Annotated in this window: 14 protein-coding genes; 10 read left to right on the top strand and 4 right to left on the bottom strand. The window is 38.5% G+C overall.

Features of this window, described 5'->3' with window-relative positions; translation table 11 throughout:
* Positions 1-2 precede the first annotated feature (2 nt).
* Genes LY60_RS09650 through citC form a run of 3 tightly spaced genes read left to right on the top strand, consistent with a single transcriptional unit; the run spans position 3 to position 3320 of the window.
* Positions 3-869: an HpcH/HpaI aldolase/citrate lyase family protein gene (locus LY60_RS09650; RefSeq protein ID WP_145082837.1), complete on the top strand. Its 867-nt coding sequence runs from the start codon at positions 3-5 to the stop codon at positions 867-869.
* Positions 869-2272, top strand: a complete 1404-nt coding sequence (gene citF / locus LY60_RS09645; RefSeq protein ID WP_145082835.1) for a citrate lyase subunit alpha — start codon at positions 869-871, stop codon at positions 2270-2272. Before LY60_RS09650 ends, citF begins: the two co-directional genes overlap by 1 nt.
* Before the next feature lie 10 nt (positions 2273-2282).
* Complete coding sequence (citC, locus tag LY60_RS09640) at positions 2283-3320, top strand: [citrate (pro-3S)-lyase] ligase (RefSeq protein ID WP_145082833.1); 1038 nt, start codon at positions 2283-2285, stop codon at positions 3318-3320.
* A 120-nt stretch (positions 3321-3440) separates the two neighbouring features.
* Here the strand turns inward: citC and LY60_RS09635 are convergent, their stop codons facing one another.
* The 3 genes from LY60_RS09635 to LY60_RS09625 are packed head-to-tail and all read right to left on the bottom strand — an operon-like array spanning position 3441 to position 6779.
* Complete coding sequence (locus tag LY60_RS09635; protein WP_145082831.1) at positions 3441-5309, bottom strand: carbohydrate-binding domain-containing protein; 1869 nt, start codon at positions 5307-5309, stop codon at positions 3441-3443.
* A 10-nt stretch (positions 5310-5319) separates the two neighbouring features.
* Positions 5320-5994 carry a DUF4956 domain-containing protein gene (locus tag LY60_RS09630; protein ID WP_145082829.1) on the bottom strand — a complete coding sequence of 225 codons (675 nt, stop codon included), beginning with the start codon at positions 5992-5994 and terminating at the stop codon, positions 5320-5322.
* The gene (locus LY60_RS09625) at positions 5976-6779 is read right to left on the bottom strand and encodes a polyphosphate polymerase domain-containing protein (protein WP_145082827.1); all 804 of its coding nucleotides are present in this window, start codon (positions 6777-6779) and stop codon (positions 5976-5978) included. Before LY60_RS09625 ends, LY60_RS09630 begins: the two co-directional genes overlap by 19 nt.
* Positions 6780-7040: 261 nt before the next feature.
* Between LY60_RS09625 and LY60_RS09620 the strand changes: the two genes are divergently transcribed.
* Both LY60_RS09620 and LY60_RS09615 read left to right on the top strand, forming a co-directional pair.
* Entirely contained in the window at positions 7041-8432 is a 1392-nt protein-coding gene (locus tag LY60_RS09620) for an alanine/glycine:cation symporter family protein (protein WP_145082825.1), read from the top strand.
* Between the two features lie 186 nt (positions 8433-8618).
* Complete coding sequence (locus LY60_RS09615; RefSeq protein ID WP_145082823.1) at positions 8619-9299, top strand: Crp/Fnr family transcriptional regulator; 681 nt, start codon at positions 8619-8621, stop codon at positions 9297-9299.
* Positions 9300-9326: 27 nt separating this feature from the next.
* Here LY60_RS09615 and LY60_RS09610 read toward each other — a convergent pair whose 3' ends face one another.
* On the bottom strand, positions 9327-9776 hold the full coding sequence (locus LY60_RS09610; protein WP_145082821.1) for a DUF2680 domain-containing protein: 450 nt from the start codon (positions 9774-9776) through the stop codon (positions 9327-9329).
* A 187-nt stretch (positions 9777-9963) separates the two neighbouring features.
* On the opposite strand from LY60_RS09610, the gene LY60_RS09605 reads away from it, so the two are divergent.
* The 5 genes from LY60_RS09605 (at position 9964) to LY60_RS09585 (ending at position 15411) form a co-directional block, all read left to right on the top strand.
* Entirely contained in the window at positions 9964-10659 is a 696-nt protein-coding gene (locus LY60_RS09605; RefSeq protein ID WP_145082819.1) for a response regulator transcription factor, read from the top strand.
* Complete coding sequence (locus LY60_RS09600; RefSeq protein ID WP_145082818.1) at positions 10649-12121, top strand: sensor histidine kinase; 1473 nt, start codon at positions 10649-10651, stop codon at positions 12119-12121. The genes LY60_RS09605 and LY60_RS09600 overlap by 11 nt, the downstream gene beginning before the upstream one ends.
* Positions 12122-12133: 12 nt before the next feature.
* Complete coding sequence (locus tag LY60_RS09595; RefSeq protein ID WP_145082816.1) at positions 12134-13324, top strand: aldo/keto reductase; 1191 nt, start codon at positions 12134-12136, stop codon at positions 13322-13324.
* Between the two features lie 242 nt (positions 13325-13566).
* Positions 13567-14043, top strand: a complete 477-nt coding sequence (locus tag LY60_RS09590; RefSeq protein WP_145082814.1) for a sigma-70 family RNA polymerase sigma factor — start codon at positions 13567-13569, stop codon at positions 14041-14043.
* 12 nt (positions 14044-14055) lie between these two features.
* Positions 14056-15411 (top strand): DUF4179 domain-containing protein, encoded by a 1356-nt coding sequence (locus LY60_RS09585; protein ID WP_145082811.1) that lies wholly within the window; start codon positions 14056-14058, stop codon positions 15409-15411.
* Positions 15412-15419 lie beyond the last annotated feature (8 nt).

Below are 15419 nucleotides of genomic sequence, written 5' to 3'. Positions count from 1 at the left end.
TCATGAGAAGAAGCATGTTGTTTATGCCTGGCAACAATTCAGGCATGCTGTTAAATGCTGATGCCCTTGGTGCAGACAGCGTAATATTGGACCTTGAAGATGCGGTTTCCCCTCAAGAAAAGGATTCTGCTCGAATTCTTGTTAGAAATGCGCTTAAATATCTTGGATACAAAGGCTGTGAAGTCATAATAAGAATAAATTCCATAGACACGGATTTCTGGAAGAAGGATCTTGACGAAATACTGCCAATGAAACCTGATATGATTATGCCACCAAAGGTATGCAGCGGAATGGATATTAAAGTAATTGAAAACTATATGGGCGAAGTTGAAAGAAAACACAACATTGAAAAGAAAACTTCCCTCATACCTCTTATTGAAACTGCACTGGGAGTCGAAAATGCATTTGAAATTGCTTCCTCCAGCAAAAGAATCAAAGCAATATTTTTAGGAGGAGAAGATCTCACTGCAGACCTTCGCTGCAAACGAACAAAACAAGGCGACGAAATATTCTACAGCCGGGGAAGAATGGTTATGGCAGCCAGGGCGGCAGGCATTGACGTCTACGACACTCCTTTTACTGATGTTGAAGACGAGGAAGGATTAAGAACAGATGCAGAGTTTGCCAAGAGTCTTGGGTTCACAGGCAAGGCTTGTATATCACCAAGACATGTGCAAGCAGTCAATGAAGTGTTCAGCCCTACGCTTGAAGAAATCGAGTATGCTAAGGAAGTTATGGATATAATTCAGGTTGCTAAGGAGCAGGGAAAAGGTGCAATTTCTTTAAGAGGAAAAATGATAGACGCTCCTATAGTTGAAAGAGCCAGACAGACTCTGGAAGCGGCTAAAGCTTTAGGAGGTGCATTTTAATGAATAAAGTGGTAAAATCTATAAAAGAAGCAATAACTCTATGCGGTCTTAAGGATGGAATGAGGATATCCTTCCACCACCATTTAAGAAACGGAGACCATGTAATAAATATGGTCATGGAAGAAATTGCAAACATGGGATACAAGGACCTGACAGTAAATGCAAGTTCTGTGTTCGACATCCATGCACCGCTTGTAAATCACATCAAAAATAATGTTGTTACAGGACTTGAAGTAAACTATATGGGAGCTGCAGTTGGTAGAGAAATATCATCAGGCATAATGCAAAAGCCGGTTGACTTCAGAAGTCACGGAGGACGTCCAAGTGACATAGAAAACGGCAACACTCCAATTGACATCGCGTTCATAGCTGCCCCATCATCCGACAACATGGGAAACTGTTCAGGAAAGTACGGAAAATCTGCATGCGGTTCCCTGGGATATGCCTTTGTTGATGCCATGAATGCAAAAAAAGTTGTTGTAATAACTGATAACCTTATGGAATATCCATTGTTCGATTTTTCAATTTCAGAAACATATGTGGATTATGTTGTTTGTGTGGACAAAATAGGCGACCCCACAGGAATTGTTTCAGGAACAACAAAAATTACAAGAGATCCTGTTGGACTAATGATGGCTTCCTATGCCACAAAAGTAATCCAAAGCTCTGGACTTCTAAAGGACGGATTTTCATTTCAGACAGGGGCAGGAGGAGCATCTCTTGCTGTTGCCAAGTATCTGAAGGACATAATGCTTAAGGAAAATATAAAGGGAAGCTTCGGTATGGGCGGAATAACAAGCTATCTTGTCGACATGCTTGAGGCAGGATGCTTTGAAGCATTGATGGATGTGCAGTGCTTTGACTTAAGGGCTGTGCAGTCCATAAGAGACAACCCAAGACACAAGGAAGTAACTGCATCCCACTATGCAAGCCCTACAGCAAAAAGCGCCATAGTTGACAATCTGGATGTAGTAATACTGGGAGCCACACAAATCGATACTGATTTCAATGTAAATGTTCACACTGATTCAAACGGGTTCATAATGGGCGGTTCCGGAGGACACAGCGATACTGCTGCAGGAGCAAAACTTACCATGATTGTTGCTCCACTTACAAGAGCAAGGCTGTCAATAGTTGTTGACAAAGTTCTATGTGTTTCAACTCCGGGGAACACCGTGGATGTTTTAGTAACACAAAGAGGAATTGCAGTAAATCCTAAAAGAATCGATCTTAAAGAAAATCTTTTAGCTTCAGGCCTTCCTGTTGTTGACATTCATGAACTTAAAAGAATAGCTGAAGAGATTACCGGAGTTCCAAAAGAAGTAAAACTTGGCAGCAAGACAGTTGCCAATGTAATATACCGTGACGGCACAGTTATTGACACAATAAAAAATACTTTATAAAGGTGAAAACATGGGCTATGAAACATTTTACGAAGAATTCGGATTTCCTCTGAAGGGAAGTAAGCTTGAGAAGCTTAAAAACTTTCTGAAAACTGAAAATCTGTCTTATGATGAGGGAATTGAATTTACTGTTAACTTATGTTTAAGTGACGGAAAAATTGCAGCAACAGGCTCGCTTCAGGGCAATGTCCTCAAATGCATTGCAGTTGCAGACGAACAACAGGGTGAAGGTCTTGCAGCTAAAATTGTTACTCTATTGACATCTAAAGGCTTCGAAAATGGTCACAGCCACATGTTTTTGTTTACGAAGACTGAAAACATAAATATATTCAGCGATTTGGGATTTTACCTAATAGCAGAAACAAAGGACGCTGCATTGATGGAAAATATAAAAGGCGGTATCCGGGACTTTGTTAATTCCATTAAAGGTGAACACAACTCAGACAATGCAGGTGCCATTGTATTAAACTGCAATCCTTTCACAAATGGACATTTGTACCTGGTTGAAACTGCAGCAAAAATGTGCAGCATTTTGCATTTGTTTGTTGTGTCTGAGGACAAAAGCATATTTCCTGCCGGGGACAGGTACGAACTTGTTAAAAGGGGAGTGGAACATTTAAACAATGTTGTGGTTCATCCCACATCCGATTACCTGATTTCATCTGCAACATTTCCCACCTACTTCATGAAGGATACGTACAAGGCAGGGGATATTAACTGCATGCTGGACCTCACAATATTTTGCCAGCACTTTGCAAAACCATTGAACATTACAAGACGTTTTGTAGGAACTGAGCCATTTGATGTTGTCACAGCTTCCTACAACATAATGATGAAAAAGTTTCTTGGTGAAAGAGGAATTGAGGTTATTGAAATACCAAGATTTGAGGAAGACAATGTACCTGTCAGCGCTTCACTTGTAAGAAAATTAATGGCTGAAGGAAATTTAGACGAAATAAAAAAAATCGTGCCACGAACAACTTTTGAATATATTATTTCCGGCAGAGGAATGAAAATAGCTGAAAAATTAAGGAACAGTAGGGTGTAATGTAGGGCGAACTACTGTCCTCCCGGATATACCAAAATTATTGAATTATCAAAACGGGCGGATACAAGATCCGCCCCTACAATTTTTTGGAAAATCAGGTTGTTAATAATCTGACATTTTTTATACTGTTGCTTCAGTCTCCACAGCATTATTATCGGGGATGCCAGTTTGCTGAGTAGCTCCGCTTGTTCCGTCAGTTTGTTGTGTCGCCCCGCTTTTTCCGTCAGGCATCTGCCTGTCACCCTTAAAACCAGCCGGTCTTTCACCTTCCGTCATTGCCGGTACTTCACCGTTTTGCATTCCAGGTTTCATTCCACGTCCGCCGCCTTGTCCGGGCTGTCCAAAACCTCCCACTGTCACCTCTTCTCCTGTCTCAGATATGGTAAGAATATTTTTTGTAAGTGTAAAATCAGCTGTCTTTGTGTCCTGAGAGTACAGCTGGTATGCTGTGTCCAGTTTTAAATCAGGTGAACTTACAAGTACAGACTGGAATGTTTTTTCAGGTGTAAATTCAACAATTGTATTTCCGTTTCCATCAAGAATTTTAACAGTAGTTCCTGCCTGCTGAATTTGAGAATAGCTGATGAGCAGTGAATTTTGTGCTGAACTTTCTGTAGGGGTCTGAACCATTCCGGAGCTTCCTGCTGCAATAAGCATTCCTCCGTTCATTTCAAAAGTCTGGTCGTAGTCAAGTGAGCCGTTACCGTTGTTTGTAGGGCCGTTTACCACAACTTTTCCTCCATCCATGTATATGGAGCCATTGGCATCAAGGCCATCACCTGAAGCGTTTACAAAAATGTTTCCACCTGTAATTGTAAGCTTGTTTTCACTGGTTTCTGAGAAGCTGTTTTGACCTGGTCTTCCGTTCACAGATGAGCTATCCATGCCTCCTGCAACGTTAATTCCGTCATCTGAAGAGACAAGTGTTATATTTCCGCCTGAAATGTTAATCAGTGCACTTTCAATGCCTTCATAGCTTTTTTGTATGTTTATTGTTCCTCCGCTTATGTCTATGGTGGAATCAGCGTGAATACCATCATCTTCTGATGCTATATCATAAGTTCCTCCGTAGAGGCTTATGGTGCTGTTGGAATGTATTGAATCTCCTGTTGAAGATATCTGGTATGTTCCGTCAAATACTGAAAGATTTTTTTCAGCCTGTATGCCGTCAGAGCCTGCAGCTATATTGAAATTTCCGCTTTCAAGTACCACATTTCCTTTGTCGGCGTCAGTGTCGTTTGTTGCTTTAATACCGTCACCTGCTGCAGTAATTGTTAAATCAGAATCCTTTACAGCAACCAGATCTTTTCCCATGAGACCGTCATCCACAGAATTAATTACTATTGTTCCTCCCGTTATCTTAAGCTGATCTTTTCCGTTAATTCCATTGTTGTAATTTGAATTCACGATGAGTTTTCCTGTTCCGTTAATGGTGAGATCGTCCTTGCTGTAAATAGCAGCATTTGGTTCGTCAGTACCATCTGAAATAACATAGGAGCTGCCGTCCGTTACAGAATTTTCTGTGTTTTCCTCAAGAGAAATAATTGTTTTTTCTGAACTTACCACATAAATAGGAGCATTGTCGTAGCAGCTTATTTGCGCTTTGTTTAAAACTATTCTTACGGTATCTTCTTTGGAAGCATCTACAATAATCTGTCCGTCGGAAAGACTGCCGCTTACTACGTATGTTCCCGATGAAGTTATTGTTATGGTTCCTTCTTTGATTGATGCTCCTGTTCCTTCAAGCTCTGCAGAGCTTCCGTTTAATTTGATGTAGTTTGGACTTTGTCCTTCCCAATCTGTGTAATAATCATCATCCTGGTATTCAACCAGGCTTTGGGACAGTGTTTTGATATTTAAGTTAACTTCAGCATTTTCACTTCCGGTTTCATTGGCTGCTGATTGTGTTCCGGCATTTGTGCTGCATGACATGAGAAGTGCTGTGCTCATTAGCAGTGCAGTCATTTTGTAAAATATTTTGTTTTTCATTTTAATCTCCTTATAGTTCTTCATTTTGAGCATGCTTTCTGCTGCATATAATTGTTAAGTTGCCGTTCCTGCATCTGATATCATCAAGTAATGCTTTTTCTTCTTCGAGATTTTTAAGAACGACGTCGTAGTGAAGCTCAAACATGCTTCCTAAATTTGTAGTTTTAACTTTCAATAAATCTGATGACTTAAGATATTTTTCAAATAAGTCATCGAACACATTTGTGTAATCCAGGTTTTCAGGTATTGTTATTTTAAGAGATCTTTCAGAAGCAGTGTTGTCGCCGAAGCCGCTTTTGTACAATGCCATAAACACAAGGCATATTGCAGCTGTTGCAGCAGCAGCAAATGTTATGAATCCCATACCTGTTGCTATTCCTACAGCCATGGCGAAAAATATGAAGCTTATTTCCTTTGAGCTTCCAGGAACAGATCTGAATCTTACCAGACTGAATGCTCCCATGACGGCAACCCCTGTTCCCAGGTTTCCATTGACCATCATAATGACAAGCTGTACCAGCAATGGCATGAGTACCAGCGTCACCACAAAATTTTTCGTATATTTTTTGCTGTACATGTATGTTAGAGCTATTGCTATGCCCAGTGCCAATGAAGACACCATACATACAATGGCATTTGTAACAGATAATGCTTCTGTTGTAGTTGTTAAGATGCTTGTAAACATTTTATATTCCTCCGATTTGTTGATGAATTTAGTTTGCTTATTAATTGCTGTTCGTCCAGCTCTTCATGGATTGACTGTTCAAAAAGTCTTTCGTTTATTAAACCCTGTTTGTATACTGATCCGTACTTGGAAAAGGAATCAGGATAGATTTCAAGTTCTGACAATATTCGTGCAAGCCACAGCGGAAGAGAGGCGGATGTTTTTATTTCCATGAGATAGCCGCTGAAATTATTAATGGCCATGCCGAAATCTCCCTTTCTTAAATCAAGATTGTGTGTCCTGCTCCTGATGTCTGTGTCAAAAGTTATTCTTAAACTTTCATCTTCCTTTCCAAACAATGCAACCCTATCATATGCTATAAATACTTTTTTTATTGGATTGTAAAGTTTAATGAAATAGTCTATTTCTCTAAGTATCTGACTGTCTTTTTGGGGCTTTATGCCTCGTTCCAGATAATCCTCAGCTTCATTTAAGCTAAGTGATATTCTTCTTTTAAATACTGTGCGTCCGTATTTCTTTTTTATTTCAAGAAACACCATGCTGTCTTCTCCCGGAACACCGTAGCTCCTGAGCCTGAACTTTTCCTTGTAAGATGGTTTTTCTATGGAGTTTCTTATTAAGTCAAATGTTTCAGTGTCGTAATAAATATTGCATATTGTGTGAAGACCAAATTTATCTATGGTCATGTAAGGCTCAATTTTTTGAAATAATAAGTTGAATTTTTCTTCTGAAAGAAGATATTTTTTTTCAATTCGTTCAAATACATTGTTGTTTTTATCACCCATAATTGTTTCCTCCGTTTCTTTCTTTCATAATAAAGCCCCTTTGTGTTCATATGGTGAAGTTTTAATGATGCTTAAGTGAAGTTTTGTATTGCAGCTTAATAGTTAAAAAAATATCACAAGCATACCTACTAATCGTTAAAATGTAAAATAAATATCACAAATTAGAGCAAAATATTAGTTGAATTTATGAAATGTATGTACTATAATTAAGGCAAACGTTTCGTAAAACGTTATGAAATTATACTATATAGGAGGGTAAAAATGGAAGGAATTGCTCAATTAGTAACAACTATTGATGGATGGCTGTGGGGTTGGCCTCTGGTAATCTTATTGTTCGGAACTCATCTTTATTTAACATTCCGCCTCAAGTTCATTCAAAAGCACATTGGTAAGGCTATTAAACTTTCTGTAACAAAAGATGAATTGGCAACAGGCGACGTAAGCCAGTTCAGCGCACTTGCAACTGCATTGGCTGCTACAATCGGAACAGGAAACATAGTCGGCGTTGCAACTGCCATAGCATTAGGCGGACCTGGTGCTGTTTTCTGGACATGGATGACAGGTGTGTTCGGCATTGCCACAAAGTATGCAGAATCCCTGCTTTCAGTTAAGTACAGAGTTAAAACAGCTGATGGAACAATGGCCGGCGGACCTATGTACGTTCTGGAATACGGAATGAAAAACAAACCGCTTGCATATATGTTTGCATTGTTTGGAAGCGTTGCAGCATTTGGTATTGGTAACACAGTACAGGCAAACTCAATTTCTAACATGATGGCAAATCAGTTCCAAGTTCCTACTTGGATTACAGGTATAGCATTGGCAGTACTTACCGGTATAGTTATTATAGGCGGTGTTAAGAGAATAGCAAGCGTTTGCGACAAGCTTGTTCCTTTCATGGCTGTATTCTATGTACTTGGCTGTGTTATTATCCTTGCTATGACATTTAAAACAATACCTGCAACAATAGGACTGATCGTATCTAGCGCATTCACAGGCAAGGCAGCTGTGGGCGGATTTGCAGGTTCAACAATAATGATGACAGCAAGATATGGGGTTGCCAGAGGTTTGTTCTCCAATGAATCTGGTTTAGGTAGTGCTCCTATAGTTGCTGCTGCAGCACAGACAAGAAACCCTGTTAGACAGGCTCTTGTTGCATCAACAGGAACATTCTGGGACACAGTAATAGTATGTGCTATGACTGGTATTACAATAGTTAATACAGGTGTTTGGAACACAGGTCTTAACGGTGGAGATTTAACAAACGCTGCATTCGGAAACATTCCTGTTATCGGACCTATAGTTCTGACAATAGGTCTTATGACATTTGTTTTCTCCACAATACTTGGATGGTCATATTACGGAGAAAAATGCGTGGAATATTTGTTCCATTCAAAGAAAGCCATACTTCCTTACAGAGTTCTTTATACAGTAGCAGTATACTTTGGTGCAGTTATGTCATTGGCATTTGTATGGGATTTGGCAGACTTGTTCAACGGTTTGATGGCTATACCGAACTTGATTTCACTCATTGCTTTGTCAAGTGTTATCGTAAGCGAAACAAAGGAATACTTATGGGACAACAATCTTGATAAAATAAATGATGAAGTATTGGTTGAGCTTGATGAAAAAATGATGGCTAAATCAAAATAAATGTAGCAGTATAATAAGAAAAACTAGTACTAGGTTATGACATTGAAACTGTCAATAACTTAGCTGCTAGTTTTTTTTCTTTATAGTATCGGAAATGTATGTATGAACATAAAATTGAATATGAAAATAGTTTCTTTTGAATAAACATGTGTTATAATATTGTAAATGCTTGTTGGGGGTTTTTGAATGAATGATGAGGAATTGAAAAATATTGTCACGGATTTAAGCTTTTGGGATAAATTAAGTTCCAGGGAAAAGGAACTTTTTAAGAATAATGTACAAAAAGTGAAATATGCAAAGGGAGAAAATCTGCACAGTGCTGACAATGAGTGCCTGGGTCTTCTTTTGGTGCTTACAGGAGAACTGAGAGTATATATATTGTCTGAGGATGGCCGTGAGGTTACGCTTTATAGGCTTTCTGACGGAGATGCATGTATTTTATCTGCTTCATGCATACTTCACAACATCACATTTGATGTTTTCATAGATGCACAGAGCGATACAGAAGTGCTGCTTTTGAACATTTCTGCTTTCAGTCAGCTCACCCAGGGAAATGTATATGTGGAAAATTTTGCTCTCAAAAACACTGTGGACAGATTTTCAGACGTCATGTGGGCAATTGAACAAATATTGTTCACAAGCTTTGACAAAAGACTTGCTACATTTTTACTGGATGAATCTTCAAAAAACAAATCACCTGATATTAAACTTACACACGATCAAATTGCCAAGTACATGGGAAGCGCCAGAGAAGTTGTTTCCAGAATGCTTAAAAATTTTGAGACTTTGGGCATAGTAAATCTATCCAGAGGGCTGATACACATTGTTGACAAAGATGAGCTCAAGAAAATGCTCAAAAAATTATAAAAACCTGGGAAACCCAGGTTTTTGTTGTTATTGCCAGTTTCTTGCGCCGCCGAAGCCTCTTCCTCCGCCACCGCAGCCTCTTCCGCTGCCATAGCCAAGTCCCATCATTCCGCCGCCGCATCCGCCGCCGAAGCCGTTAGCTGTACAGTCTTCCTGTCTTAACAGCATGTTTCCATATATTGCGTCAGCTTGTTCCTGTGTGATTGTACCGTCTTTAACCTTTTCATCCAAATAAGCTTTTTTGTCTTCAAGCATTTTTTCATTGTATTCTTCCCACAATCCTTGATCATAAGCCATTTGTCCGTAAGTTAATCCTGTTTCATACCTTTCATCTGTTACTTCTTCAACGCTTTTTCCTGTTAATCCTGCAAGGATTTCAGCCGGAGAACTTACTGTGTAAGCAAAGGCTGTAAATGATGTTGCCAACAGAGCCAACACAACCAGAACTACCACTGCTGATTTTTTATGTTTTTTCATTTTGTTACCTCCTGTTATTGGATTTAGTTTGTATTGTCACTATAAAATAAAATTATGGCAAAAGTGTGTCTTTTTTATATTGTTTTTATGTAATTTTTAATGACTTGAAACTCAAAAAACAAAATTTTGCCACACATTGAATGCTATAATATGGTATAATTGCTTATCATATTACAGAGGTGATTTTATGTCAGTAATGCTTATAGCAGATGATAACAGACAAATAACGTCAATACTTGAAGAATACGCCAAAAATGAAGGCTTTGAAGTCAAATCTGCATTCAATGGGAGGGAAGCCTTAAGAAGTTTTGAAAAATACAACCCTGATATTATTCTGCTTGACGTAATGATGCCGGAAATGGACGGTTTTGAAGTTTGCCGTGAAATCCGCAAGCAGTCTAATGTTCCCATTATAATGATTACTGCACGAGGAGAGGATTTCGAAAGAATTATGGGACTTGACATAGGTGCTGATGATTACATAGTTAAACCTTTTTCTCCGGCAGAAGTTATGGCAAGGGTACGGGCAATAATGAGAAGAATAATGATTGATGACAAAAAAGCAAATCAGTTTTTTTCTTATGATAACCTGAAAATTAATATGAATGATTACATTGTTACAATTGACAATAAAAATGTTTCTTTAACAAAAAAGGAAATTGAAATTCTTTGGACTCTTGTGTCTAACAGGAACAAGGTTTTTACAAGAGACAACCTGTTGAATAGCCTGTGGGGATACGATTATTTCGGAGACAACAGGACTGTGGACTCACACATCAAAAGACTCAGATCTAAGCTTGATGAATTTGAACATGCTAATTGGGACATAAAGACCATTTGGGGAGTAGGATATAAATTTGAGGTTGAGGCAGATGAAAAATAAAATAGCAAGAAAACTCATTATATATTTTTCAGCGGCGCTGCTCATATTTGCTGTTGTAATAGGCAGCATATTCATGAGCCTGTTTAAAAACAACACAATTGAAATTCACAAAAATGACATTGAAAGACGTGCTCTTAATATAGCAGAAACCATATCGGAGCTGTTGGAAGGTTCTTCATTTTCCGGCACACAAGGCGGAGGCATGGGAATGGGCATGGGCATGGGAGGAATGTACATGCAGGGAAGTCTTGGCTCATATCTCAGAAATGTGGATGATATAGCAATGGCAGATGTGTGGATTGTGGATGAAAATTTAAATTTGTTGACCATAGGCCCTATGGCACAAATGCACTACACGTATTCAGACATGCCTGAAGATGCAGATGTGGTTGTAAAAGACGTGTTTGACGGCAGCACAACATTCAGCGAAGGCTTCAGCGACATGCTTAGGACGCCTACACTGACTGTGGGAACCCCTATAGTTTCAGGAAACCAAATAATAGGAGCACTGTTAATTCATTCACCTGTTGAAGGAATGAACGATGCTATTTTTGAAGGATTTAAAATGCTTGTAATGAGCATTGCAATTGCCCTTGTTTTGTCAATTGTAATATCTGTTTTTCTTGCCATGTATTTTACAAAGCCTCTTAAGAAAATGAAAAGCACTGCGCTTGTTCTGGCTGAAGGCGATTACACAGCAAAGACAGGAATTGTGCAGGATGATGAAATAGGAGAGCTTGCTGCAACAATTGATGTTTTAAGTGAAAGGCTTGATAAGGCAAGTCATGAAAGCGAAAGACTTCAGAAGCAAAGACAAGACTTTATCACAAACATTTCCCATGAATTAAGAACCCCGGTTACGGTAATAAGAGGCTCTCTTGAGGCCATATGCGATGGAGTGGTTAAAGACCCTGACCAGGTAAAGGAATACAACAAGCAGATGCTTAATGAAAGCAAGGGACTGGAAAGGCTTGTAAACGACCTTCTGGAACTTTCAAGGCTTCAAAATTCAGATTTTAAAATTGAAATGCATGAAATTAATCTTTGCGATGTAATAAGAGATGCAGTAAGAAGCGCTTCAAACATGGCAAGGAAAAAGAACATAATCATAGATTATGCTGAGGACCGGGACATTTTCATGATCAAGGGAGATTACGGAAGGCTTAGACAGATGTTTATGATTGTAATTGACAATGCCATAAAGTTTTCAAAGGAAAGCAGCATAATATATTTAAACTTAAAGAATAATACAGTTGAGGTAAGGGATACTGGAATTGGAATTTCAAGGGAGGATATGCCTTACATATTCAACCGTTACTACAGGATAAAAACAGAAGAAAATAAAACAGGAACTGGGCTGGGACTAACCATAGCCCAACAGATTGCTAACAGGCACAATGTTGAAATGTCAGCAGAAAGCGAGCCCGGAACAGGAACAAGCTTCAAGTTTGAATTCAAATAAGGAAGGATAAAAATGATAAAAAAAATTAACCAGAAAAATGGAGACGAACTTTCCATACTAGGGTTCGGCTGCATGAGGTTTCCCACAAAGGGAGGAGCAATTGACGAAACAAGAGCAATTAACATGATAAGAAGTGCCATAGAAAATGGAGTTAATTATTTCGATACGGCGTACATATATCATGCAGGAAAAAGTGAATCACTTCTTGGAAAGGCCTTGGAAGACGGGTACAGGGATAGGGTAAATATTGCAACAAAGCTTCCTCCATACATGGTAAACAAGCTTGACAATGCTAAAAAAATAATATCCACGCAGCTTACAAGGCTCAGGACAGACCATATAGATTATTACCTTCTTCACATGCTTACAGACTTAGCCATGTACAAAAAAATGGAATCACTGGGAGTCATGGAATATCTTGAAGAACTGAAAAGAGAAGGAACAATTGGAAACATCGGGTTTTCATTTCACGGCAGCAAACAGGATTTTGAACAAATAATAAAATCATACCCCTGGGATTTCTGCCAGATTCAGTACAATTATCTTGATGAAAACAATCAGGCCACAAAATCAGGACTCATGCTTGCTCATGAAATGTCCATACCGGTGATTGTTATGGAACCATTAAGGGGAGGAAAGCTGGTAACAGGTCTTCCTAAAAGTGTTATGAAGGCATTTGAAGAATGTGACAAAAATAAATCTCCTGCTGAATGGGGTCTCAGGTGGATATGGAACCATAAGGAAGTAAATGTTGTTCTTTCCGGAATGAGCGATGAAAAACAGGTTGAGGAAAATATAAGAATTGCCGGGGATGCAAGAGAAAATTCACTTACTGAAAAAGAACTTGAAGTGTTCAATAAGGTTAAAACAATAATGAACGAGAAAATTAAAGTTCCGTGTACAGCCTGTGCATATTGCATGCCGTGCCCTCACGGTGTGAATATTCCAGGGTGTTTTGCAAGCTACAACGAAAAGTATCTTCTTGAGGACAAAATGTACAAAGTGAAATATGCTCAGACCTTAGGAGCCATGTCGTCAACACCGGCATATGCATCACAGTGCAAGGAATGCGGAAAATGCGAGCTTCACTGCCCTCAGAAAATAGAAATACGCAAGGAACTCAAAAATGTAAGCAGGGAAATGGAAGGCATAATGTTTAAAACTGCTGTAAAAGCAACAAGAAAAATCTTAAAAATAAAGTAAGGCCTGAGGCCTCAGTATGATGACATTGGATTTCAATGATGCAGGATGGATACTGTTCTATCGAAATTACAAAATTATTGAATTAAAAACACGGGCGGGCACAAGACCCGCCCCTACGATTTGTTGGAAAATAGGTTTGTCATCATCATGAAGACAAGGCTTTTATTTTTATAAAAATATTTTTAAATTCCGTAATGAAAATACTTTCTTAGATTCTCTAATGTATAGAGAGGAGATTAAGCATGTTTAAAGATGCAGTTGACAAGAAAGAGTATGTCTCTTTTATAACAGAATACAAGACAGTGATGTACCGCATTGCCTACGGATATCTTTGTGATGAAAACAAATCCCTTGATGCCGTTGATGAGGCAGTTTATTTGGGTTACAAGCACCTGAGGGAACTTAAGGAAAAAAGGTATTTAAAGACATGGCTCACAAGAATATTGATAAATGAATGCTACAGAATTCTGAGAAAAGAAAAACAAGAAACTCTGGTGGAAGTGATGCCGGAAGCAGTCTATCTTGACAGTGAACTTAATCTTCCTGTAAAAATAGCAGTGCAAAAACTAGAGGAAAACCTGCGCAAGGTAATAGTTCTTCGTTACTTTGGGGGTTATACAATTTCTGAAACAGCGGAAATTCTTGAGATTCCCGAAGGAACTGTATCAAGCCGTGCAAGGAAGGCTCTGGGAATATTGAAGCTTGAATTCAATGAATAGGAAGGAGAACAAATGGAAGATAAAAATATGAATAATTTAATAGAAGAGTCATTTGAATATCCTGAAGAATTGTCACATGTGGAACGCAGGCTTGAAATGAGAATACTTAAGGAAAAAAGGAAAAAAAGAGCACTTGTAAGTTTCATATCTTCTGTTGCAGCAGCAGCAATGTTTATTGTGCTTGTAAACACAAGCACGGCATTTGCCGGAATTGTTGCAGAAATACCGCTCATAGGGAGTATAGCAGAATATGTGAAGTTTGACAGTAGCTTAAAAAGCGCTATTGAAAATGATTATATACAACAAACAAATCTCATAGCATATGACGGCAGTGAAAAACTCATGCTTCCTTATGTTATAGCAGATGAAAAAAATCTGGTGCTTTTCTTTAAACTTCCTGATGATTTTGAACTTACAGAAGGACAATGGGCAGGAATAAGCCTGACGAGTATGGAAAACGGATCTTCAGGAAAAAAAATTGAAGGATTCGGATATTCATCATCAAACATTTCATGGGAAGAAAATAAATCAAAGGGACTAATCATGCAGCAGTATAATTTTTCAGAAGGATTTCTTCCCCATTCAATTAAAATAAATGTGTCTCTCAAAAGGAAAACATACCAGGAATTTGAAAATCAGTTTTTGGAGGATGAAAAGTATCCGTTGATGGAAGACGTGGGAAACTTTTCATTTAATATTGAATTCAATGAATTTGCTAAACCCATAGAATATGAATTCAATCAAGAGCACATAATCATGGGTCAAAAAATAACTCTTAAGGAAATGAAAGTCTATCCTACGGGAACGGAAGTGTCATTTGAGTTTTCCGAAGAAAATTCTGCATGGATAAAAGGACTTGATCTGGCAGTTGAAAGTGAAGGAACTCAAATGTATTCAGGAAGAAACGGAATCACTTCAACATATGATGAAACTAACAGCCACATGAATGTTTACATCCAATCTGATTATTTTGCAGAGCCTAAGGAACAAAATCTAATAATAAAGGGAATTCGACTTCTTGAAAAAGACAAGGAGTTTATAACAGTTGACCTTGAAAAGGGAATTATTTCACCAGAAATTGAAGGCATGCGCTTGTCTAAAGTTTCAAGGCGCGGTGAAAAGGCAGATTTGACCTTTTCAACCAATGTCAGTGATGATGAATGTTTTGGGGTGTTTGCTCCAAATTATAAAGACAGTGAAGGAAAATCATACGAAATAAAATCGGAAGGAAGCTCCAGAAGGGATTCTGAAATGGAAACATATTTAACAGTTGAATATCCTGAAAGCGGAGTAGTAATTCTTCAGAGGTCTCTTACACCTAAAATATTCCTAAAGGAACCAATTAAAATTCCTCTTCCTATAAAGTAAACTAAAGC

The sequence above is a fragment of the Sedimentibacter saalensis genome, from assembly GCF_007830175.1.
Classification (GTDB): Bacteria; Bacillota; Clostridia; order Tissierellales; family Sedimentibacteraceae; genus Sedimentibacter; species Sedimentibacter saalensis.
Note: the sequence above shows the minus strand (reverse complement) of the source record. Positions and strands in the feature narration are given on the sequence as shown.

Bases quoted from the DNA above. Each gene is read 5' to 3' on its own strand.
- LY60_RS09650 (WP_145082837.1), top strand. From the start codon at position 3: ATGAGAAGAAGCATGTTGTTTATGCCTGGCAACAATTCAGGCATGCTG.
- citF (WP_145082835.1), top strand. From the start codon at position 869: ATGAATAAAGTGGTAAAATCTATAAAAGAAGCAATAACTCTATGCGGT.
- citC (WP_145082833.1), top strand. From the start codon at position 2,283: ATGGGCTATGAAACATTTTACGAAGAATTCGGATTTCCTCTGAAGGGA.
- LY60_RS09635 (WP_145082831.1), bottom strand. From the start codon at position 5,309: ATGAAAAACAAAATATTTTACAAAATGACTGCACTGCTAATGAGCACA.
- LY60_RS09630 (WP_145082829.1), bottom strand. From the start codon at position 5,994: ATGTTTACAAGCATCTTAACAACTACAACAGAAGCATTATCTGTTACA.
- LY60_RS09625 (WP_145082827.1), bottom strand. From the start codon at position 6,779: ATGGGTGATAAAAACAACAATGTATTTGAACGAATTGAAAAAAAATAT.
- LY60_RS09620 (WP_145082825.1), top strand. From the start codon at position 7,041: ATGGAAGGAATTGCTCAATTAGTAACAACTATTGATGGATGGCTGTGG.
- LY60_RS09615 (WP_145082823.1), top strand. From the start codon at position 8,619: ATGAATGATGAGGAATTGAAAAATATTGTCACGGATTTAAGCTTTTGG.
- LY60_RS09610 (WP_145082821.1), bottom strand. From the start codon at position 9,776: ATGAAAAAACATAAAAAATCAGCAGTGGTAGTTCTGGTTGTGTTGGCT.
- LY60_RS09605 (WP_145082819.1), top strand. From the start codon at position 9,964: ATGTCAGTAATGCTTATAGCAGATGATAACAGACAAATAACGTCAATA.
- LY60_RS09600 (WP_145082818.1), top strand. From the start codon at position 10,649: ATGAAAAATAAAATAGCAAGAAAACTCATTATATATTTTTCAGCGGCG.
- LY60_RS09595 (WP_145082816.1), top strand. From the start codon at position 12,134: ATGATAAAAAAAATTAACCAGAAAAATGGAGACGAACTTTCCATACTA.
- LY60_RS09590 (WP_145082814.1), top strand. From the start codon at position 13,567: ATGTTTAAAGATGCAGTTGACAAGAAAGAGTATGTCTCTTTTATAACA.
- LY60_RS09585 (WP_145082811.1), top strand. From the start codon at position 14,056: ATGGAAGATAAAAATATGAATAATTTAATAGAAGAGTCATTTGAATAT.